At 63.0% G+C, this 19,184-nt stretch carries 19 protein-coding genes and 1 tRNA gene; 8 read left to right on the plus strand and 12 right to left on the minus strand.

The window, feature by feature from the left end:
* Positions 1–6 precede the first annotated feature (6 nt).
* On the minus strand, positions 7–1,197 hold the full coding sequence (locus ACP15K_RS07895; RefSeq protein WP_193141626.1) for a phosphoglycerate kinase: 1,191 nt from the start codon (positions 1,195–1,197) through the stop codon (positions 7–9).
* A gap of 213 nt (positions 1,198–1,410) precedes the next feature.
* Here ACP15K_RS07895 and ACP15K_RS07900 point away from each other — a divergent pair, with 213 nt between their 5' ends.
* The 3 genes from ACP15K_RS07900 to ACP15K_RS07910 all read left to right on the plus strand — a co-directional run bounded on the left by ACP15K_RS07900 (position 1,411) and on the right by ACP15K_RS07910 (position 3,329).
* Entirely contained in the window at positions 1,411–1,923 is a 513-nt protein-coding gene (locus ACP15K_RS07900; protein WP_193141625.1) for a peptidylprolyl isomerase, read from the plus strand.
* The gene (locus tag ACP15K_RS07905; RefSeq protein ID WP_424990260.1) at positions 1,916–2,473 is read left to right on the plus strand and encodes a peptidylprolyl isomerase; all 558 of its coding nucleotides are present in this window, start codon (positions 1,916–1,918) and stop codon (positions 2,471–2,473) included. Before ACP15K_RS07900 ends, ACP15K_RS07905 begins: the two co-directional genes overlap by 8 nt.
* 568 nt (positions 2,474–3,041) lie before the next feature.
* Positions 3,042–3,329 carry a hypothetical protein gene (locus ACP15K_RS07910; protein WP_424990216.1) on the plus strand — a complete coding sequence of 96 codons (288 nt, stop codon included), beginning with the start codon at positions 3,042–3,044 and terminating at the stop codon, positions 3,327–3,329.
* Here ACP15K_RS07910 and ACP15K_RS07915 read toward each other — a convergent pair.
* Positions 3,293–4,264, minus strand: coding sequence for a GNAT family N-acetyltransferase (locus tag ACP15K_RS07915; protein ID WP_424990217.1), 972 nt, complete (start codon positions 4,262–4,264; stop codon positions 3,293–3,295). The two genes, ACP15K_RS07910 and ACP15K_RS07915, sit on opposite strands and share 37 nt — an antisense overlap.
* Positions 4,265–4,309: 45 nt before the next feature.
* On the opposite strand from ACP15K_RS07915, the gene ACP15K_RS07920 reads away from it, so the two are divergent.
* Positions 4,310–4,459, plus strand: coding sequence for a hypothetical protein (locus tag ACP15K_RS07920; RefSeq protein ID WP_193141937.1), 150 nt, complete (start codon positions 4,310–4,312; stop codon positions 4,457–4,459).
* A 93-nt stretch (positions 4,460–4,552) separates the two neighbouring features.
* On the opposite strand, the gene tyrS is transcribed toward ACP15K_RS07920, so the two are convergent.
* Positions 4,553–5,806, minus strand: a complete 1,254-nt coding sequence (gene tyrS, locus ACP15K_RS07925; protein WP_424990218.1) for a tyrosine--tRNA ligase — start codon at positions 5,804–5,806, stop codon at positions 4,553–4,555.
* 99 nt (positions 5,807–5,905) lie between these two features.
* On the opposite strand from tyrS, the gene ACP15K_RS07930 reads away from it, so the two are divergent.
* The 3 genes from ACP15K_RS07930 (at position 5,906) to ACP15K_RS07940 (ending at position 7,738) form a co-directional block, all read left to right on the plus strand.
* Complete coding sequence (locus ACP15K_RS07930; protein ID WP_424990219.1) at positions 5,906–7,027, plus strand: anhydro-N-acetylmuramic acid kinase; 1,122 nt, start codon at positions 5,906–5,908, stop codon at positions 7,025–7,027.
* Positions 7,028–7,132: 105 nt separating this feature from the next.
* Complete coding sequence (locus ACP15K_RS07935) at positions 7,133–7,534, plus strand: hypothetical protein (RefSeq protein ID WP_424990220.1); 402 nt, start codon at positions 7,133–7,135, stop codon at positions 7,532–7,534.
* 30 nt (positions 7,535–7,564) lie between these two features.
* On the plus strand, positions 7,565–7,738 hold the full coding sequence (locus ACP15K_RS07940) for a hypothetical protein (protein ID WP_193141620.1): 174 nt from the start codon (positions 7,565–7,567) through the stop codon (positions 7,736–7,738).
* Positions 7,739–7,766: 28 nt separating this feature from the next.
* On the opposite strand, the gene ACP15K_RS07945 is transcribed toward ACP15K_RS07940, so the two are convergent.
* The 8 genes from ACP15K_RS07945 to ACP15K_RS07980 all read right to left on the minus strand — a co-directional run bounded on the left by ACP15K_RS07945 (position 7,767) and on the right by ACP15K_RS07980 (position 16,497).
* Positions 7,767–7,840 (minus strand) — tRNA-Gly (locus ACP15K_RS07945).
* Positions 7,841–8,144: 304 nt separating this feature from the next.
* Positions 8,145–9,548 carry a M20 family metallopeptidase gene (locus ACP15K_RS07950; RefSeq protein WP_424990221.1) on the minus strand — a complete coding sequence of 468 codons (1,404 nt, stop codon included), beginning with the start codon at positions 9,546–9,548 and terminating at the stop codon, positions 8,145–8,147.
* A gap of 8 nt (positions 9,549–9,556) precedes the next feature.
* On the minus strand, positions 9,557–10,963 hold the full coding sequence (locus tag ACP15K_RS07955) for an amidohydrolase (RefSeq protein WP_424990222.1): 1,407 nt from the start codon (positions 10,961–10,963) through the stop codon (positions 9,557–9,559).
* Between the two features lie 20 nt (positions 10,964–10,983).
* A complete protein-coding gene (locus tag ACP15K_RS07960) occupies positions 10,984–11,988 on the minus strand; it encodes an ABC transporter ATP-binding protein (protein ID WP_226925849.1) in 1,005 nt (334 codons plus the stop codon).
* Positions 11,985–12,962, minus strand: coding sequence for an ABC transporter ATP-binding protein (locus tag ACP15K_RS07965; RefSeq protein ID WP_226925848.1), 978 nt, complete (start codon positions 12,960–12,962; stop codon positions 11,985–11,987). The genes ACP15K_RS07960 and ACP15K_RS07965 overlap by 4 nt, the downstream gene beginning before the upstream one ends.
* Complete coding sequence (locus ACP15K_RS07970) at positions 12,959–13,882, minus strand: ABC transporter permease (RefSeq protein ID WP_424990223.1); 924 nt, start codon at positions 13,880–13,882, stop codon at positions 12,959–12,961. The genes ACP15K_RS07965 and ACP15K_RS07970 overlap by 4 nt, the downstream gene beginning before the upstream one ends.
* On the minus strand, positions 13,879–14,856 hold the full coding sequence (locus tag ACP15K_RS07975; RefSeq protein WP_424990224.1) for an ABC transporter permease: 978 nt from the start codon (positions 14,854–14,856) through the stop codon (positions 13,879–13,881). Before ACP15K_RS07975 ends, ACP15K_RS07970 begins: the two co-directional genes overlap by 4 nt.
* Before the next feature lie 60 nt (positions 14,857–14,916).
* On the minus strand, positions 14,917–16,497 hold the full coding sequence (locus ACP15K_RS07980; RefSeq protein WP_193141614.1) for an ABC transporter substrate-binding protein: 1,581 nt from the start codon (positions 16,495–16,497) through the stop codon (positions 14,917–14,919).
* A gap of 181 nt (positions 16,498–16,678) precedes the next feature.
* Here ACP15K_RS07980 and ACP15K_RS07985 point away from each other — a divergent pair, with 181 nt between their 5' ends.
* Complete coding sequence (locus ACP15K_RS07985) at positions 16,679–17,590, plus strand: LysR family transcriptional regulator (protein WP_424990225.1); 912 nt, start codon at positions 16,679–16,681, stop codon at positions 17,588–17,590.
* Here the strand turns inward: ACP15K_RS07985 and ACP15K_RS07990 are convergent.
* Positions 17,587–19,128, minus strand: coding sequence for a M81 family metallopeptidase (locus ACP15K_RS07990; RefSeq protein WP_424990226.1), 1,542 nt, complete (start codon positions 19,126–19,128; stop codon positions 17,587–17,589). The genes ACP15K_RS07985 and ACP15K_RS07990 overlap by 4 nt on opposite strands.
* Positions 19,129–19,184: the final 56 nt, after the last annotated feature.

Here is a 19,184-nt window from a genome sequence, read left to right on the forward strand (position 1 = left end):
TCGCGTTCAGCCTTCCAGAGCAGCCACGCCCGGCAGGGTCTTGCCCTCCATCCACTCAAGGAACGCGCCGCCTGCGGTGGAGATATACGAGAAATCCTGCGCCGCGCCGGAGGTGTTCAGGGCCGCCACGGTGTCGCCGCCGCCGGCCACCGAAACAAGCTTGCCGTCGCGGGTCAGCTCTGCCGCCGCAAGAGCGGCCGCGTTGGTGGCCGTGTCGAAGGGCGGGATTTCGAAGGCGCCGAGCGGGCCGTTCCAGATCAGTGTCTGGGACTGGGAAAAGACGGCCTTGATGGCTTCGACAGCCTCGGGGCCGGCGTCCAGGATCATCGCATCTTCGGGGCAGGCGTCGCTGGACACGGTTTCGCTGTCGGCCCCGGCCTTGAATTCGCGTGCCACCACCACATCGGCGGGCAGCAGGATCGTGCAGCCCTCTTCGCGGGCCTTCTCGACGATTTGCAGCGCGGTTCCGGCCATGTCGGGTTCGGCCAGGGAATTTCCGATCTGGGCGCCCTGCGCCACCAGGAAGGTGTTGGCCATGCCGCCGCCGATCACCAGCGTGTCGACCTTGGCCACCAGGTTGCCCAGCAGATCCAGCTTGGTCGAGACCTTGGCCCCGCCCACAACCGCCGCCACCGGGCGCCTGGGGGTTCCAAGCGCGCCTTCCAGCGCCTCAAGCTCGGCCTGCATCAGACGTCCGGCGCAATTGGGCAGCAGTTTCGCGATGCCCTCGGTCGAGGCATGGGCGCGGTGGGCGGCGGAAAAGGCATCATTGCAATAGACATCGCCAAGGGCGGCCAGCGAGGCGGCGAAACGCGCGTCGTTCTCGGTTTCCTCGGCATGAAAGCGGGTGTTTTCCAGCAGCAGCACCGTGCCCTCGGCCAGGCCGCCCACGGCCAGTTTCGCGGGCAGGCCGATGCAATCCTCGGCGAAGGCGACCGGCACGCCCAGAATTTCTTCGACCGCGCCGCGGATGTGGCTGAGCGACATCTCCGGCACCACCTGTCCCTTGGGTCGGCCGAAATGCGCCAGCAGGACCGGTTTGCCGCCCTTGGCGAGAATGGTGTCGACGGTGGGCTTGATCCGTTCGATGCGCGTGGCGTCGGTGACCTGGCCATCAGCCATGGGGACGTTGATGTCCACCCGGGTCAGGACCACCTTGCCGGTCAGATCCATGTCATCGAGTGTTTTCCAGGCCATCCGGCATCTCCCTTAACTGGTCTGCTTTCCTTTCACCCTGAAACCGGCAAGAGGTCAATCGCCTCCTCTCAAGGGGGCCGTGGTCGCGGCATTGCGTCTCAAGCACACAACGGTGATCTGGCGCTGAGGCGGATCGGGTCTGGACCTTCGGGGCGGACCCGGCCTAGGGTCGCGCGGATTCATTCTAGTCGAACCACACGAACGGAGATCGGTATGGCCGAGATCAAAGACCCTGAAAACACCATCCTGATGGAACTGAAGGGCGGCACCGTGGTGATCGAACTGCTGCCGGACATCGCGCCGATGCACTGCGATCGCATGAAAGAACTGGCGCGCAGCGGCGCCTATGACAACGTCGCCTTCCACCGGGTGATCGACGGCTTCATGGCCCAGACCGGGGACGTGCAGCACGGCAACATGGAAAAGGACTTCAACATCCGTCGCGCCGGAACCGGCGGCTCGGACCTGAAGGATCTGCCGGCGGAATTCTCGGGCATCCCGCATGATCGCGGGACGCTGGGCGCGGCGCGGTCGCAAAACCCGAATTCGGCCAACAGCCAGTTCTTCATCAACTTCACCGACAACCACTTCCTGAACCGCCAGTACACGGTCTATGGCCGGGTGATCGACGGGATGGAGCATGTGGATGCCATCACGCGGGGCGAGCCTGCGGCCAACCCCGACCGGATGATCAGCGTCAAGGTGGCGGCCGATGCAGATGCGTAACACCGCCTTTGCCGTTGCGTTGAGCCTGTGCGCCGCGCAGGCCGGCGCCACCGGCCTTGAGATCGAGGTCGATGGCGAGGCCCAGGGCACCATCACCATCGACCTGCTGGAAGACGTGGCGCCGAAACATGTGGAGCAGATCACCGCGCTGGCCTCGGAAGGGGCCTATGACGGGGTGGTGTTTCACCGCGTCATCGACGGTTTCATGGCGCAGACCGGCGATGTGAAATTCGGCAAGACCGGTGATGATTTCAACATGCGCATGGCGGGGCGCGGCGGGTCGGACCGGTCCAACCTGCCGGCGGAATTCTCGGACGTGCCGTTTGAGCGTGGCACGGTGGGCATGGCCCGGTCGCAGGATCCCGACAGCGCCAACAGCCAGTTCTTCATCATGTTCGGGCAGGGCAGTTTCCTGAACGGCCAGTACACGGTCGTGGGTCGGGTCACCGACGGGATGGACGTCGTTGACGCCATCAAGCGCGGCACCGGCGCCAATGGCACCGTGGTCGGCGCGCCCGACCGGATGGTGACCGTCAAGGTCACCGAGTAAGCCAAACCTGACCCGTCCCGGTGCAAGGGGCGGGTCTTTTGGCTTCGCAAATCCCTCAGAAAATGGTACAACTTCCCCTGCGTCAATGGCCTGATCGGGTGCTGGCGCACAGGGAGGAGACCAGGATCAGACGTGTTTGAGCGGCCTTTTTTGGCGGCCCCTTCGGCGCTGTGCTGAGTGCGTTGTTTCAGGCTTGTGCCGAGGTCAACGCCAACGTGCCATTCGGGTGGCCTCACAGTTTGGGCCGACCGGAATGCCCCGGCCAAGGGGCGGGCGTCCATGACGGTCAAAACGTACTGATTGCCTCGTCCCTGGAGTTTCACGATGCCATCCCCACCAGCGACGTTCCGTTGCCGGCGGGGCTTGGCCTGGTTGCCTCGGCCCTCGCGGGTCTGGGGTTGTTGCGCTATCGTCGCCGGACTGCCTGAGCCGGTGGCGCGCGCACGGGGCGTCGCCATCGCGTGACACCCCCTTCGCATGGGCCCTCTTTGTGGCCATCCTGATCCCAAAGCGGTTCGAGGAGTGTCCATGCGAAGCACTATCCAAAAAACCCACGTACCGGCCCGGAATGGGGGTGTTGGCCCGTGTGGCCGCGACCGATCCGGTGCGCCGGTTGCGGATTTTTTCCGCTGTGCAGCTTCGGCATGGCCGTCGAACGCCGGGTGGAGCGGCCGGTGTTGAGGGTGCGCGGGTTGGGGTGCTGACGGGACCCGACCTGGCGCTGCTGCCGGTGCAGTTGGAAAGCAGGGCCGACCTTTCCGCCCGCGGGCGCGACGCGGCCACGGACCGGGATGTGAGCAAAGGTGTGCTGCCTGCGTTTCATGCCTTCTGGCCCGACGGCACCTGGATGCGCTGACCTCTGGGCCACAGCCGCGCCACCAGCCGCGTGCCCGGCGCGTCGATCCAGGTGTGCCCCAGTGCGCGGGGGATCGCCCCGGTGCCCAGCTTGAACCGCGCCAGTCCCGGGGCCGTCTCGGTGTCCACCAGATCCAGATCCAGCCGCGTGCAGCCCTGCGCCGCCGCCCAGAGCATCGCCCGCCACAGCAGCAGGTTGGCCGCCCCGGTGTCGCGCCCCTGCGGCGAGGACCATGCCATGTGATAGCTGGCGGTGGGCGCATGCAGCAGCAGCAGGATACCGGCCACGCGCACCCCCGCAAGATGGGCCGTGAACACCTGCGCCGCACCGGGAGAGGCCGCCGCGAAAGCCGCCGTGAACCCCGGCGGCAATCGCCGATAGCCGCGCGCCCGGGCCTGCTGCGCCTCGGCCCGCAGCAGCCAGTGGCCGGTGTCGCCGGTCATTGGCGTCTGCTGCACCTCAAGGCCCGAGGATTCAGCCCGCACCAGCCGGTTGCGCCATTTGCCCCGCAGCCGCGCCCGCATCGCCGCCGGGCCGCCGCGCAGGTCCAGTTCCGCCACATGCGCTGGGGTCATCATCGGCAGGTAGCCGAAGCCTTCCAGCGGATCACCCTGCGCCCCGATCTCAGGCGTGGCGATGAGGCCCGCATGTTCAAGCCGCAGCCGCGCCAGCAAATCCCGCAACGCGGGTCTTCGCGCAGCCACCGGAACCTGCGCGCCCCAAACCGGCCCGCGCGACAGAAGCGCCACCCGGCCAAGCCCCGGCCAGCGCCGTACCAGCACCTGCGCGGTGGCCAAAGGGGCGGCCGCGTCGCCCAGCACGAAACTGCGCACCTCGCGCCCCCACACCCGGCAGGCGCGCCCATAGGCCGGATGCTGCTGCAAGGCGGCCTCGGCCACGGGATGTTTGAAAGGGGTCTCGCGCCACTCTGCCATGCCCCTGTTAACCCCGATGCAAGCTAAGCCGGGGTTAATGCGGCTATGAAACCCCGCCTGACATCGGTGTTCGGTCACCGCATCCCCAGCCCCCGCGCCACGCCGGCGGGGCTGTTCTGGCTGGCGGCCCTGATGTCGGTGCCGGTCTTCGTGCTGCTCAGTCTGCTGGAAGCGGTGCTGCGCTGGCTCTTGTAATGCCGGGGATCACCGCCTGTCCGCGCCCGTGCAACGCAAAACAGGCGCCCGACCCGAGGATCGACCGCCTGCCTGATCGCCGCCCATGGCGGGTCAGTTTTGCAGAACCACCAGCGCGTGCCGCTTCTTGCCCGCCGACAGTTTGATCGGGGCCGAAAGCGCGCCCGCGTCGATCATCAACCCGGCGTCGGTCAGCGGCGCATCGTCCAGCTTCGCGCCATTGTCCGAGATCAGACGCTTGGCCTCCTTGCCCGATTTTGCCAGACCGGTTTTCACGATCAGCTGCACGATCGAGATGCCATCGCCCAGATCGGACGCGCTGAGGGTCAGGGTTGGCAGGTCGTCGCCGGCACCGCCCTTTTCGAACACCTCGCGCGCGGTGGCCTCGGCCGCCGCCGCCGCTTCGGCCCCATGCAGCAGGCCGGTGACTTCGTTGGCCAGACGGATCTTGGCTTGGTTGATTTCCGAGCCTTCCAGCGCGCCCAGACGGTCGCATTCGTCCAGCGGCAGTTCGGTGTAAAGCTTCAGGAAGCGGCCCACATCGGCGTCGGTGGTGTTGCGCCAGAATTGCCAGAACTCATAAGGGCTGAGCATGTCGCCGTTCAGCCAGACCGCGCCGCCCTGGCTTTTGCCCATCTTCTTGCCGTCCGAGGTGGTCAGCAGGGGCGAGGTCAGGCCGAATATCTGGTTGTCCAGCACCCGGCGGGTCAGGTCGATGCCGTTGACAATGTTGCCCCATTGGTCCGAGCCGCCCATCTGCAACCGGCAGCCGTAGCGGCGGTTCAGTTCAAGGAAGTCATAGGCCTGCAGGATCATGTAGTTGAACTCAAGAAAGCTGAGCGATTGTTCACGGTCCAGCCGCGATTTCACCGATTCAAAGCTCAGCATCCGGTTGACCGAGAAATGACGCCCGATGTCGCGCAGGAAATCCAGGTAGTTCAGGCTGTCCAGCCATTCGGCATTGTTCAGCATCAGCGCGCCGGTGTCGCCCGCACCGTAGTCGAGGTAGCGGTCGAAGACCTTCTGCATGCCGGTGATGTTGGCGTCGATCTGCTCGGGGCCCAGCAGCGGGCGTTCATCCGACCGGAACGACGGGTCGCCCACCTTGGTGGTGCCGCCGCCCATCAGGGTGATCGGCTTGTGCCCGGTCTTCTGTAACCAGCGCAGCATCATGATGTTCAGCAGATGGCCGACGTGCAGCGACGCCGCCGTGGCGTCATAGCCGATATAGGTCGGCACCACCCCGGCCAGCATGGCCTCGTCCAGTCCTTCAAGATCGGTACAGTCCGCCAGAAAGCCGCGGCTGACCATCACGTGCAGAAACTCTGATTTCGGGTGGTAGGTCATATCGGATCGGTCCATCTTTGCGCAGGGGCGCGCGTGTTGGCGCGCGCGGAAACAAGGATGGCGCGCGCGAGTTGCCGGGCGCTTATACGGGGTAGGCCGATGAAGGGAAAGACCATCACAGCGGGCCAGGTGGTGCGCGCCATCGGCTGCATGACCGGCACCTCGCTGGACGGGGTGGACGTGGCCGGTCTGGACACCGATGGCGAGCGGATCTTCGGCTTTGGCCCGTCCAGCTATCGCGGGTTTTCGGACAATGAAACGGCGGTGCTGCGCGCGGCGCTGGGGCGCTGGCCGGGCGATCCGGGGGTGGCCGAAGCCGCACAGGTGATCGAGGCGGCGCATCTGGATCTGCTGCGTGATATGGGCGGCGATCTGATCGGCTTTCACGGCCAGACGCTGGCCCATGATCCGGGCCAGCGCGGCACCCATCAGACCGGCAATGGCGCGCGGTTGGCCCGCGAGCTGGGCCTGCCGGTGGCCTGGGATTTCCGCAGCGCCGATGTGGCCGCCGGCGGACAGGGGGCGCCGCTGGCCCCGGTGTTCCACTTCGCCCTGGCGCAATGGATCGGGGCTGTGTCCCCGGTGGTGTTCCTGAACCTGGGCGGCGTCGGCAACATCACATGGGTCGATCCACGGGCCGAAGCGCCCTTTGCCCCCGGTGCGATGCTGGCCTTCGACACCGGCCCGGCCAATGCGCCGATCAACGATCTGATGCGCACGCGGCGCGGGGTGGGGCAGGATGCGGGTGGCGCACTGGCCGCACAGGGCCGCCCCGACCGCCAGATCGTGGACGCCTTCGGCGCGCATCCGTATTTTCGCAAACCGCCGCCGAAAAGCCTGGACCGCGACGATTTTGCCGGGCTGGCCGAGGCGGTGGCCGGGCTGGACGATGCCGATGCAGCGGCGACCCTGACCGAAGCGGCGACGCTGGCCGTGGCCCGCGCGCTGCAAATGGTGCCACGCCCGCCGTCGCGGGTCATCGTTTGCGGGGGTGGCCGGCGCAATGCCACGCTGATGGACCGCCTGCGCCACCATCTGTCCTGCGACACGGCTCCGGCCGAGGATGCCGGGCTGGATGGCGACATGATCGAGGCGCAGGCCTTCGCCTATCTGGCCGTGCGCTGTGCCCGCGGCCTGCCGATCAGCGGGCCGGACACCACCGGCGCTCCGGCCCCGATGAGTGGCGGACAGCTCTCATGGCCTGCAACGGGGCGGCCATAGCCCCCTGTTTTCACCGTGCCTGCCTTTCCTTGTGCCGGTGCGCTGCTATCCTCATCGCGGAGCGCGCATGTGTTCCCCAACAACGCCCTACTGCGAGGAGATCCCATGTTTCGCATTCCCCTGCTGGCCGCCGCCCTGGCCCTGGCCAGCCCCGCTTTCGCGCAGATGTCCGAGGACGTGCATTTCCAGAAGGGCAACTTTGGCGCGATGGTCACGGGCACCATCAAGGGCCACGACTATTTCGATCACAAGCTGCGTGCGAAGGGCGGGCAGCAGATGTTCGCGGAATTGCGCGTCGCCGAGACCAACGGCAACGGCACGATCTATTTCAACATCCTGCCGCCGGGCAGCGATAGCGCGGCAATCTACATCGGGTCGCGGGATGGCAATTCTGCCCTCATCGACCTGCCCAAAGACGGCATCTACACGATCCGCACCTACCTGATGGGCAACGACAGGGACAGCGGCAAGACCGTGAGTTACAACCTCGATCTTTCAATCCAATAGTCTCTAGACACACAACACCAGGAAACAACCATGCATATCGACCTCGTCCACGCCGCCATCTCGGCGGTACTGATCCTGCTCACCATCGCTGGCATGCGCCACTTTGGAATCGTTGATCGCGAGCACAAGAAGTGGGACTGGAAACTCTTTGCCGGGGTCTTCGTGGTGATGCTGGTGTTCAACCTCATCTGGCCGGCCTTCTGAGGCGGCAAGGGGTCTGACACGCAAGGACTGGAGCGGGTGAAGGGAATCGAACCCTCGTCTTAAGCTTGGGAAGCTCCTGCTCTACCATTGAGCTACACCCGCAGCGGTGTTCCGATTATCACTTGGTGCGAACCGGCTTCAAGCCGAAAGTGTATCGGCGGCCCATACAGATCGAAATCCCCGCGATCACGGACAATCAGGCGTGACGCGCAGCCACCACATTTCACCAAAGAACTGCGGAACAGAAGTTCCGAGATCTCAGTCGCGGCGTCCGGCGCTCTTTCGGGGTCATGTTTGTTCGCTGCATCGCCAGGGCGCGCGCCGAATGGGTCGCCCGCCCTGGCGACGAAGCCCTGGTTGCCAAAGCCGCTGGCCTCGATTTGTTCGCGCCACTTTCTGTTGTGTTCTAGGCAGGCGCTGCGGTTCGGGCGGGCCCGCCCGCGTGACCGATATCCCAGAAAAGACCGGCCATCAGGGTCAAGGCGTCGTGCGAGACAGACTTCAGAACATGCTCGTTCGGGGCATGCTGGGAACAGCCGCGATAGGAGTGCGGCACCCAGACGGTCGGAAGCCCCAGGATATCCGCGAAAACCTCGTTGGGAAGCGACCCGGCCAGGTTGGGAAGGACATGCGGTGCTTTGCCAGAGGTGTGTTCCAGCGAGCGCGCGACGAACTTCACCCATGGATGATCCGGGGGCAGCCGCGTGGCGTTGAAGAACGCGCGTTCGTGTGGGACGATCTGAATGTCCTTGAACCCTTGCGCATCAAGATGCCTGCGCAACGCAGGCAAGATGTCATCCAGATTTGTGCCGACGACAAAGCGCAGCTGACACGCCGCTTTGGCATGACCCGAAATCGCGTTTACGGGTGCTTCTGGGACGCCGCTTTTCATGGCAAGCACTGCGAAGCTGTTCCAGCCGAACACGCGCTCGGCGGGTGTCAGGTCTTCCTGTCCCCAGTCCTCGTCGATCTCGGGACCACCGTCCCCCTTGAGCGGCAGGTCTCGCAGAGCGGCGCGAATATCGTCGGTCAGGCTGGTGGTGCGCCATTCCGGCACCTGAATTTGCCCGCGCGCATCCGTGATTGTCGCCAAGGCCTGTGCAAGGATCATGGCAGGATCAGCAAGCAAACCGCCCCAATTGCCGGAATGGTGTGCCCCGTCTCGCAGATCCACGATGAGGTCGAATGATATGCCGCCGCGTGCGCCCATGAACATCGTGGGGGTGTCGGACTGAAGGCGAGGGCCATCGGAGGCAATCAGGACATCTGCAGCCAAGGCATCGGTGTTTGCCGCGCAGAATTCTGACAGTCCCGGAGAGCCCATTTCCTCGCCCATCTCGACAAGGATGCGGCTGTTGAACCCGAGCGATCCGCGGGTGTCGATGACGGCTTTCAAGGCCGCCAGGTTGATCAGATGTTGTCCCTTGTTGTCGGCCGTGCCGCGCCCGTAAAGCCGGTTCCCCTCGTCGACAAGGCGGAACGGGTGAAGGCCGTCGCGCCACTGATCGGTTTGCGCTCGGATCACGTCACCATGGCCGTAAGTCAGGATGGTAGGGAGTGTGTCGCCCTCGATACGTTCGGCGACAAGGAACGGGCCAGCGTCCGGAGCCGGGTTTTCATGGATCTGGCATGTGAAGCCCATGGCGTTCAGGCGCGGTATCAGCGCTTGTTCCAGGTATCGGGGCAGTTCGGCGGCCTTGTCGGGCGTCTGGCTCTCTGTTTCATGGCTGACCAACGCGCCCAAATCGCGGGCGAAGCCGCCGGTTTCGAAGTACCGGGAGGCGGCGTGAATGGCGGCTGCGCGTGTCATGGTATCTGTCAGACCGGAGGGCGCACATCATCCGGAATCGGACAGGTATAGGGCGTCTCCTCAAGGTGTTCCTGATGGGTCTCGCGCGCGGCGGCGAGCAGGGCCTGGTTTTCGACCAGTCGGCACGCCGTGGCCGCCATTGTCTTGGCCGCATAGATCATCCCCTTGTGGGCGGCTGGGGCCTTGCCTTGCGCGACGGTTTGCCAGGTGTGGAACGGCGTGCCGATGGCACAGGTGGCCACGCGCGCCTGCACTGTGGGCACCGCCCAGCTTACGTCACCCACATCCGTTGAACCCTCACCGCCGTCGCTGTGACGGTCGAGCGGTGCGATGAAATCGCAAAGCGCGAGGTCTTTCACCGGCTTCGCGCCGATCCGCTTGAAGGTCGTGTCGATGTCCGCGGCCGTCAGTGTTGTCTGGATTTCGCGGGCAAAGGCATCATCGGCGTCATCAAAGGGAACCGGTCCGAGCTTTTCAAGCTCGAGTTGCATCGCTTCTTCCAGCGGGCGGTTTCCAAGCAGGTTGGAGACGCCGGAGAACACCTGGCTTGTAACCTGGGTGCTGGTCATCAGGGCCGCGCCATCGGCAATGTTGCGGACGCGTGTGACGAGATCAGTCAGTTCTGGTAGTGAACTGGCGCGAATGAGCTGTCGTACGGTGGCTTTCGCCTGAACCACGTTCGGCGCGACACCCCCCGCATCAAGATAGGCGTAATGCACGCGCGCGCTGTCGGGCATGTGCTCGCGCAGGTAGTTGACGCCGATATTCATCAATTCGACAGCGTCGAGCCCGGACCGGCCCAATTCGGGTGCGCCGGCTGCGTGCGCGGCCTTTCCGTGGAATGTGAAATCGATCCGGGTGTTCGCGAGCGATCTTGCTTCGTTCACACCGGTAAAGGTCGCAGGGTGCCAGGAGATGGCCGCGTCCACGTCATCGAACAGTCCTTCGCGCACCATATAGGTCTTGGCTGCACCCCCTTCTTCGGCAGGACAGCCATAGTAACGGACGCGCCCCTTGATGCCGTTCTCGGCCATCCAGTTCTTGACGGCAGTCGCCGCCAGAAGGGCGGCGGCACCAAGAAGGTTGTGCCCGCAGCCATGGCCATTTCCGCCTTCTTCAAGCGGTTGATGCGAGGCCACACCGGGGGATTGGCTGAGATAGGGCAGCGCGTCGAATTCGCCGAGGATGGCGATGACGGGACCTTCGTCGCCGGCCTCCCCGATCACGGCGGTCGGGATGCCAGCGGCGTTTTCGGTGACCTTGAAGCCCTGCGACTCCAGCATCCGCGTGTGCTCTGCTACCGACTTGTATTCAGCGTAGAGAGTTTCGGGCGTGTCGAAAACGCGATCTGACAGGTTGATGAATTCATCGCGATGACGGTCGACGTGGTCCCAGATTGGATCGGCGTTCTTCAAGGGTGTCTCCATTTTCAAATTCAAACGGTCTCGCCGTGTTCCAACAGGCAGGCGGTTTCGCGTCCGCCGCGACCAGGTTTGAGGTCGGGAACGGTGGAACGGCATTGGGCCGTTGCAACAGGACAGCGTGGGTGAAACGTGCATCCCGGCGGCGGGTCGAGCGGCGAGGGAATTTCCCCCGTGATCGGTTCGAACGCGCGGCGGCGTTGATCAAGGCGGGGGGCTTCGGCCAGAAGCGCCTTGGTGTAGGGATGGCGCGGATCAGAGAAAATCTCTTCGGTCGTTGCGCTCTCGACGATCCGGCCCAGATACATGATCGCGACACGGTCGGCGATATGTTCGACCACGCTCAGGTCATGGCTGATGAACAGATAGGTCAGGCCCAGTTCCTCGCGCAGGTCCATGAACAGGTTGATCACCTGCGCCTGGATCGAAACATCAAGCGCGGCGATGGCCTCGTCGCAGACCAGGAACTTCGGCTTCACGGCCAGTGCCCGCGCGATGCCGATCCGCTGGCGCTGGCCGCCGGAAAACTGGTGCGCATAGCGCTTCTTCAACGATGGGTCGAGCCCGACCTTGCGCATCACGTCATCTACGTACTGGGGAATTTCGGCCTTGCTGACGATCCCCTGCATCCGGGGCGCTTCACCGATGATGTCCTCGACCCGCATCCGCGGATTCAGGCTGGCGAACGGGTCCTGAAAGATCATCTGGATGGCCAGCGTGGCCGCGCGTTTGTCTGCCCCGGTCAGCGTGGCGACGTCCTTGCCTTCATAGAACATTTGCCCGTCGCTTGCCGCATGAATGCCGGCAACGACGCGCCCCAACGTGGACTTCCCGCAACCGGACTCGCCCACAAGGCCCAGCACTTCGCCCTTCAGGATCGACAGGTTGACGTTGTCGACCGCGTGAACGGTTTCTTCGCGAATGTTGGCGCCCAGCCGCTGGGCAATCTTGCCCGCCACGTCCAGCCGCTTTGTGAAACGTTTTGAAACGCCGCGAATTTCGACCAATGGTTCCGTCAAATCACGCTCTCCGCCGCTTGCTGCGGATTGAAACACCGCAGGCTCCGACCGTCGATGTCTTCGATGGAAGGCCGGCGGCCACACGCCTCGGTCCGGGCATGGCAGCGCGGCCCGAACGCGCATCCGTCTGGAAGTGCGAGCATGTTCGGCGTCATGCCTTCGATCTGGAACAGGCGCTTGCCGCGACGGTTCGCTGTCGGTACCGACCCGAGAAGGCCAGCGGTGTAGGGATGCAACGGGCGGTCGATCACGTCGTCGATGCCGCCCTGTTCGACGATCCGCCCGGCGTACATGACCGAAATCCGCTCGGCCAGACCGGCGACGACGGCCAGGTCATGGGTGATCCAGATCATCGCGGTGCCGGTCTGCTTCGTCAGCTTTTGCGCCTCATGGATGATTTGTGCCTGAATGGTCACGTCGAGCGCCGTGGTCGGCTCGTCGGCGATGATAAGATCCGGCTTGTTCAGGAAGGCCGTAGCAATCGCCACGCGCTGCCGCATCCCGCCTGAAAGCTGATGCGGATAGGCTCGCAGACGCTCTTCCGGTGACGGAATGCCGACCAGGCCAAGTGCATCGCGGCTCCGCTCCCACGCGGCGTGCTTGGATACGGACTCATGCGCAAGGATGGCCTCGATCATCTGCGTGTCCACCCGCAGCACCGGGTTGAGGGTCATCATCGGATCTTGAAAGATCATCGAAATGCGGTTGCCGCGGAGGCTTTGCAGACGATCCTCTTTCGCGTTCGCGATCTCTTCGCCGTTGAACTTGATGGAGCCTTCGACGATCCGGCCCGGCGGGTCGATCAGGCCGAGAATGGAAAAGCCGGTGATCGACTTGCCCGAACCGGACTCGCCGACCAGACCCATGATTTCGCCCTTGGAGACGGTGAAATCCACCCCGTCCACGGCCTTCACCACGCCGGCATGTGTGAAGAAGTGGGTCTTCAGCCCGCGAACGTCGAGAACCGCACTCATTTCTTCAACCTCGGGTTCAGAACGTCGCGCAGATGGTCGCCCACAAGATTGATCGAGACGACCGTCAGCAACAACGCCAGCCCCGGGAACACGGAAATCCAGTAGCGCCCGGAAAGCATGTATTCGAACCCGTTGGCGATCAGAACGCCAATCGACGGCTCGGTCTGGGGCAGGCCCACGCCAAGGAAGGACAATGTCGCTTCCAGCGAGATTGCGCTTGCCGTCTGGACGGTGCCCACCACGATCAGCGGGGCCATGCAGTTGGGAAGAATGTGCCGGAAGACAATCCTGAAGCGTGAAATGCCAAGGCATTGCGCCGCTTCGACATATTCCTTGCCACGCTCGACCATTGCGGTCGCGCGCACCGTTCTGGCGTAGTAGGCCCACTGCGCGATCACCAGTGCAAAAATGATCTTGTCGACCCCTTTGCCCAGGGCCGCAACCATCATCAGCGCCACCAGCGACGCCGGGAATGACAGTTGAAGATCGACGATGCGCATGATGATCGCCTCGATGCGTCCTCCCGCGTATGCCGCGATCAGCCCGATCGCCATGCCGATCAGAAGTGCAATGACACCAGAGGCAAGACCGACCGTCAACGAGATGCGCAGGCCGTACAGAATGGCCGAATAAAGATCGCGCCCGGAGCCATCCGACCCCAGCCACATCGTGTATCCATCGAAGGATTCTGAACCCGGCGGCAAACGCCCGTCCATGACGCTGACTTGCGCAAGGTCGTAAGGATTTTGCGGTGTGATCCACGGCGCGAGGACAGCGAGAAGCACGATGATCAAAAAGACAGCCAGCGCCCCTGTCGCGATCCTGCTTTCGAAGAACTCGGCGCGAAAACGCTGGAACGGCGTTTCAACCTTGGCAGGTATGCTGGAACTCAGCGCGGGATCTGCAGCCGTGTCGGTCATGCGCCTTGATCCTGCAAACGGACCCTGGGATCGAGGATCGAATAGAGGATATCCACGATCAGATTGATCAGGACGAAGAAGAGCACGATGATCATCAGATAGGCGACAACAACAGGCCTATCGAGTTGCAGGATCGCGTCGATCAGAAGCTTTCCCATCCCGGGCCAGGCGAAGATCGTCTCGGTCACGACGGAAAAGCCGATCAGGCTTCCGAATTCCAGTCCCATCACCGTGACAACCGGGATCATGATGTTCTTCATCACATGTACAAGGATGATGCGCCGGGTCGATAGCCCCTTGGCGCGGGCATATTTCACATAGTCCAGCCCCATTGCCTCCCGGACACCCGCGCGTGTCAGCCGGATGGCGAGCGAGATCTTCAGGAGTGCAAGATTCAGCGCGGGCAGGAAAATATGGCTCAGGCCGTCCAGCGTGAAAAGGCTGCTATGGATGCCGAGAAAGGTTCCGAGATCGCCACGACCCGTCGCCGGAACCCAGCGAAGTTCGACAGCGAACAGCATGATCAGCATGAGGCCGACCCAAAACGTGGGCAGTGAAAAGCCGAGGATAGAGGCCGCCATGATGCCCTTGGATATCCCGCTGTCCGGGTAAAGTCCGGCAAAGAGCCCCAGGGGGATGCCGATGACAATCGCCAGGATAAGGGCCGAGAAGGCCAATTCCATCGTCGCCGGCATATGGTGCAGGATCAGTTTCAGCGCGGGCTCGCCGAAAATGAAGCTGTTGCCGAGATCCCCCTGCGCGGCACCTTTCAGGAACAGCCAGTATTGCTCGAGGATCGGCCGGTCCAAGCCAAGCCGGCTGATCGCGGCTTCGATGTCGGCCTGATCGGCATCGGGACTGACCAGCATATAGACGGGATCGCCAATGATATTGACACCGAAGAAGACGATCACCGACATCATGAAGACCACCAGCAAGGCCTGCAGTAGTCTGCGAATGATGAAAACGGTCATGCGGTCTTACCCTGGAATTGGGATCCGGGCCACCGTGCAGGCGGCCCGGATGCCGTGCGATTACTCTTTCACAACGCCTGTCGCGAGCGTGTATTCGTCGGTGCGCGCGATGTAGCTGAGGCCTTTCTTGGCCGCCCAGGTGTTGACCTGGAAGTGGGTCGGAATGATCGCCACGTTTTCGATCGCCCGCTCGGTTGCCTGCGCCAGAAGCTCCTGGCGTTTGGCGTCGTCAACGGTGCGCAGAGCTTCTTCGATAAGCGCATCGGTTTCCGCATCCGAATGTCGGCCACGGTTGGACGAACCAAAGCCCGCATCCTTGTCAAAGGTGTGGATCAGCGATTTCAGCGGCGAAGATGCTTCGCCGGACCCGGCACCCCAACCCACAAGGATGAAGCTGAATTCCGGCAGGCCTTCAGGCGAACCTTTTGAGGCGCGCCCGAAATACACGGAACGGGGCATTGTCTCGACCGCGGTCTTGATCCCGACGCGCGTCAGCATCTGAGCAATCGCCTCGGCGATCTTTGCGTCGTTGATATAGCGGTCGTTCGGTCCGTGGATGGTCAGTTCGAAACCGTCAGGGTACCCGGCTTCGGCCAGGAGCGCTTTCGCGCCGTCCGGATCGTAGGCCACCACGTCAAGATTGTCCGAGACGCCGAAGAACCCCTCGGGCAAAAGCTGACCGGCGGGAAGGGCGACACCCTCCATCACCCGATCGACGATGGCGTCACGGCTGATCGCCATGCTGATGGCCTTGCGGACGCGGACATCCATCAGCGGGTTCTTGATGTCTCCTCCGCCATTGGCCTTCACGAAGGGCGAGTTTTCGCGGAACTGATCCATGTGGAGATAGATCACGCGGTTCGAGACACCCTGGCTGAGCTGGATGTCGTCATTGCCCTTCAGGGTTGTGATATCGGTGGTCGGAACACCCGAAATCATGTCGACGTCACCGGCAAGAAGCGAAGCCACGCGGCTGGGGCCGGATGTAATCGGGCGGAACTCGACTTCGGACCAGATGGGTTGATCACCCCAGTAGTCGTCGTTGCGAACAAGAACGATGCTTTCGCCCGGTGTGTAGCTCTGGAACTTGAAAGGGCCGGTCCCGATGGCTGCGGTGCCCGCGTTGAAGTCCTCGGTCGTCGAGTCGCAGCCAACATCCGAGATCACAGGGATCGTCGAAATGTCGTTGCCCATCAGAGGGTAAGGTGCTGCCGTCTTGAAGTGCACGGTGTAGTCGTCGATCTTGATGACTTCCTTGCCCTTCAGATAGGTCCCATAGCCCGAGGGCGAATTCGGAACGTTGGGCGCGCGCGCCATGGTGCAGACCACGTCGTCAGCATTGAAGTCGCTGCCGTCATGGAACTTGACGCCTTCACGCAGTTTGAATTCCCAGGTCAGATCATCGACCGGCTTCCAGGAAACGGCCAGCCCCGGCGACAGGCGCTGCTTCTCGTCCTGGGCGATAAGGCGGTCAAAGATATGCACCGACATTGCATTGTTCGGGCCGAGGTTGTGGAAATGCGGATCCAGCGACGTCGGCTCGGAAGCGAGACCGATCGTCAGTTTCTCGGCCGATGTGGCACCGGCTCCGATGGCCAAAATGCCGAAAGCGACCGCAGTCGCTGCTGTGAGTTTCCTCATCAGAAAAAGACTCCCTGTTTGCCTGGCGCTTGCGAACTGCCGAATCTTTGTCCGACACTGCGCCCTAGGTGCAAATGCTAGCTACCACAAAAATCATTGCCAATACTGATCTCTATGCAGTTATGCATAGATCAACCCATGTAGTTGGATGCGCGTCCACGCCTCAAGAGGATACCTCGACATGACGGAACACCGGCACAGGCTTCGCGAGTTTGAATCGCTGAGAGCCGTCATCACGACAGGCACCACCATCGGCGCAGCCCGGCGGCTCGGGATATCTCAGTCCGCCGTGAGCCGCTCCTTGTCCCAACTGGAGGCCAGGGTCGGCCGGTCACTTTTCCTGCGGCGGTCCGGGCGTATTGATCCGACGGACGAGGCGCTGAGGCTGAACGACAAGCTGGACCCCATCTTCGAGACGCTTGCCGACATCGAAGGCGCGGAATGGGCCACGCCCGATGACGCACCGTTGCGACTGATCGTGCCGCCAACCCTTGCCCACCACTTTATCATTTCCAGGGTTGCGAGCTTTCTGAAAAAGAATCCCGGCAAACAGCTTCAACTTGATATTCAGGCGACGGATGTGCTTGTGGCTGGCATCCTCGATCTGCGCTACGATCTTGGGCTGACCAGTGCCATGATCCAGCGGTCCGGGGTGCATCTTGTGCCCTGGCGCCGCAGCCAGGTCGTCTGTGCCATGCCGGTGGGGCACCCGCTTTCCGAAAAGCGGGTTGTCACGCCCCAGGATCTGGAAGGCGTTGCCCTGGTTGAGTTCTTGCGACGCATGGGAACGCGGGCCATCACCGAGCAGATCTTCGCGCGCGCGGGCGTGCATCCCAAACAAGTCGCCGAGACGGCCACGAACATGGCGGCCCTGGAACTTGTGCGCGAAGGATTGGGAGTGACACTTATCAACCCGTTCCCGCTGTTGGCGTCGGGTCTGGAGGGCATTGTCGTCCGTCCCTTTGACGCCGCCATCTTCTATGACACCAGCTTTGTTCTTCCGTCGGGAAGACCCCCGTCACAGCTTGCTCGCCAATTCATGCAGTTTGTCAAATTGACGACGCCGAACGACAAGTATTCCGAGCCCGTCTAGCCAGGGGGAAGGGGCGACCATTCGGTATGCGCATCCATCGGATAATTGGGGCGTGGCAAATGCGCAAAGGGCCAGCGGTCGTGGACCGGAGAGGTCAAGCCCGACGTGTCGACCTCGTAAACCTGGCTAGGCGCGAACCAGCCGGAAAACCCGGCGCGGAAATGGCCCCGCGATTTTACGACAACCGTGCGTGCAGCGGCGATATCCAGGCCGAACATATGAAAGAAGACAGGATCTGCGGTCTGCGTACGATCGGTAATTACCACAGCCGTGACACCCCCAATGCGAAGCGCCGCAGATGGTCCCAAGGCCATTCTCCGATCGGCCGTCATGCCCCGTTTACCCACGACATCGCCGTCATGCAGCGCCAGGACTTCCGCGTCGGCTTCGAAAGGTGCGTCCCAACGCCCCCAGGCGGTGGTCGTGTCGCAAGACCGGTTGAAGCGCGCCCGGAACCGGTTGCCGACGCCCACGCGATGAGCCTCGAGCGCGAGTTCAGGGTCGCAGAAAGATCCAAACAAGCAGTCGTCCACACCCGCCTGGCAGAGCGCCGCCAACAACTCCGTCGTGCGACCACTGCCGCCGCCTCCGGGGTTGTCGCCGGCGTCCGAGAAGATCACCGGCGTTCGCCCATGTTCGGTCGCAATCGTCACCGCTGCACTTAGGGATGTCAGTCGCCGGACGAAGTCCTTGCGCAAAGACCAGGCCATATCCGCCAGTTCGACCGCCAGAGCCGCCGCACATTGGGCGTCTTCGCGCGCCGTTACGACGATACTCAGCCCGTTGTCTGGCGTGTCCGAGAAAAGGAAATTGCCGAAGACAGAGACATTGAGGATCTCGCTTCGATACTCGGCCTGCCGACGTTGTCCATGATCGATCAGGGTGCCGTAAGGGTGTTCAGCGGTCAGAAGCGTGACCGAGGCGGGGACCAGCGGCAGCTTCACATGCGCAATCTTGGGCCGAACACCGGACGACAGAATACGACGAAGCGAAAAGGCAGCTTCCTCGCCGCGTTCGATCTGATCCACATGAGGGTTCGTGCGGTAGCCCACGATCAGGTCACAGGCATCGACCATGCGCTGCGAGATATTCGCGTGCAGATCAAGCGTCGCGATGATCGGAACTTCCGGGCCGACGACGGTTCGGATGCGCGACATCAACAATCCGTCCGGATCATCATCGTGTTCGGCGACCATGGCGCCGTGATTGCAGATGTACACCGCGTCCAAGGGTTCGGCTGCTCGCAACCTGTCTTCGCATGTTGCAACAATCTCTTCGATCACCGCCGCGCGCACCGGCCCCGCTGGGTGACTCGCCGCCAGAAGGCACGGCACGGGCGTCCAGTTTCCGGTTGCATCCATGGCGCGGACAAAGGCGGCGAACTCGGTCGCCAACTTCGGAGCGACCGACCTGGCCTCATCCATGAGATCTTCGCCAGTGAGCCAGGTCAGGGATACGAAATCGCTTTTTTCGGCGGGCGGCGCGAAGCGATTGGATTCAAGAATAGCACCAAGCAGAGCGATCCTGGGCCTTGCCATGAATATTGCCTCTCACAAATGGACGCGCCTTGAGCAGACAGGAAGATCTGTACCGG

The organism is Fluviibacterium sp. S390, from assembly GCF_049800695.1.
Lineage (GTDB): Bacteria > Pseudomonadota > Alphaproteobacteria > Rhodobacterales > Rhodobacteraceae > Meridianimarinicoccus.

Bases quoted from the DNA above. Each gene is read 5' to 3' on its own strand.
- ACP15K_RS07895 (WP_193141626.1), bottom strand. From the start codon at position 1,197: ATGGCCTGGAAAACACTCGATGACATGGATCTGACCGGCAAGGTGGTC.
- ACP15K_RS07900 (WP_193141625.1), top strand. From the start codon at position 1,411: ATGGCCGAGATCAAAGACCCTGAAAACACCATCCTGATGGAACTGAAG.
- ACP15K_RS07905 (WP_424990260.1), top strand. From the start codon at position 1,916: ATGCGTAACACCGCCTTTGCCGTTGCGTTGAGCCTGTGCGCCGCGCAG.
- ACP15K_RS07910 (WP_424990216.1), top strand. From the start codon at position 3,042: ATGGGGGTGTTGGCCCGTGTGGCCGCGACCGATCCGGTGCGCCGGTTG.
- ACP15K_RS07915 (WP_424990217.1), bottom strand. From the start codon at position 4,264: ATGGCAGAGTGGCGCGAGACCCCTTTCAAACATCCCGTGGCCGAGGCC.
- ACP15K_RS07920 (WP_193141937.1), top strand. From the start codon at position 4,310: ATGAAACCCCGCCTGACATCGGTGTTCGGTCACCGCATCCCCAGCCCC.
- tyrS (WP_424990218.1), bottom strand. From the start codon at position 5,806: ATGACCTACCACCCGAAATCAGAGTTTCTGCACGTGATGGTCAGCCGC.
- ACP15K_RS07930 (WP_424990219.1), top strand. From the start codon at position 5,906: ATGAAGGGAAAGACCATCACAGCGGGCCAGGTGGTGCGCGCCATCGGC.
- ACP15K_RS07935 (WP_424990220.1), top strand. From the start codon at position 7,133: ATGTTTCGCATTCCCCTGCTGGCCGCCGCCCTGGCCCTGGCCAGCCCC.
- ACP15K_RS07940 (WP_193141620.1), top strand. From the start codon at position 7,565: ATGCATATCGACCTCGTCCACGCCGCCATCTCGGCGGTACTGATCCTG.
- ACP15K_RS07950 (WP_424990221.1), bottom strand. From the start codon at position 9,548: ATGACACGCGCAGCCGCCATTCACGCCGCCTCCCGGTACTTCGAAACC.
- ACP15K_RS07965 (WP_226925848.1), bottom strand. From the start codon at position 12,962: ATGAGTGCGGTTCTCGACGTTCGCGGGCTGAAGACCCACTTCTTCACA.
- ACP15K_RS07970 (WP_424990223.1), bottom strand. From the start codon at position 13,882: ATGACCGACACGGCTGCAGATCCCGCGCTGAGTTCCAGCATACCTGCC.
- ACP15K_RS07975 (WP_424990224.1), bottom strand. From the start codon at position 14,856: ATGACCGTTTTCATCATTCGCAGACTACTGCAGGCCTTGCTGGTGGTC.
- ACP15K_RS07980 (WP_193141614.1), bottom strand. From the start codon at position 16,497: ATGAGGAAACTCACAGCAGCGACTGCGGTCGCTTTCGGCATTTTGGCC.
- ACP15K_RS07985 (WP_424990225.1), top strand. From the start codon at position 16,679: ATGACGGAACACCGGCACAGGCTTCGCGAGTTTGAATCGCTGAGAGCC.
- ACP15K_RS07990 (WP_424990226.1), bottom strand. From the start codon at position 19,128: ATGGCAAGGCCCAGGATCGCTCTGCTTGGTGCTATTCTTGAATCCAAT.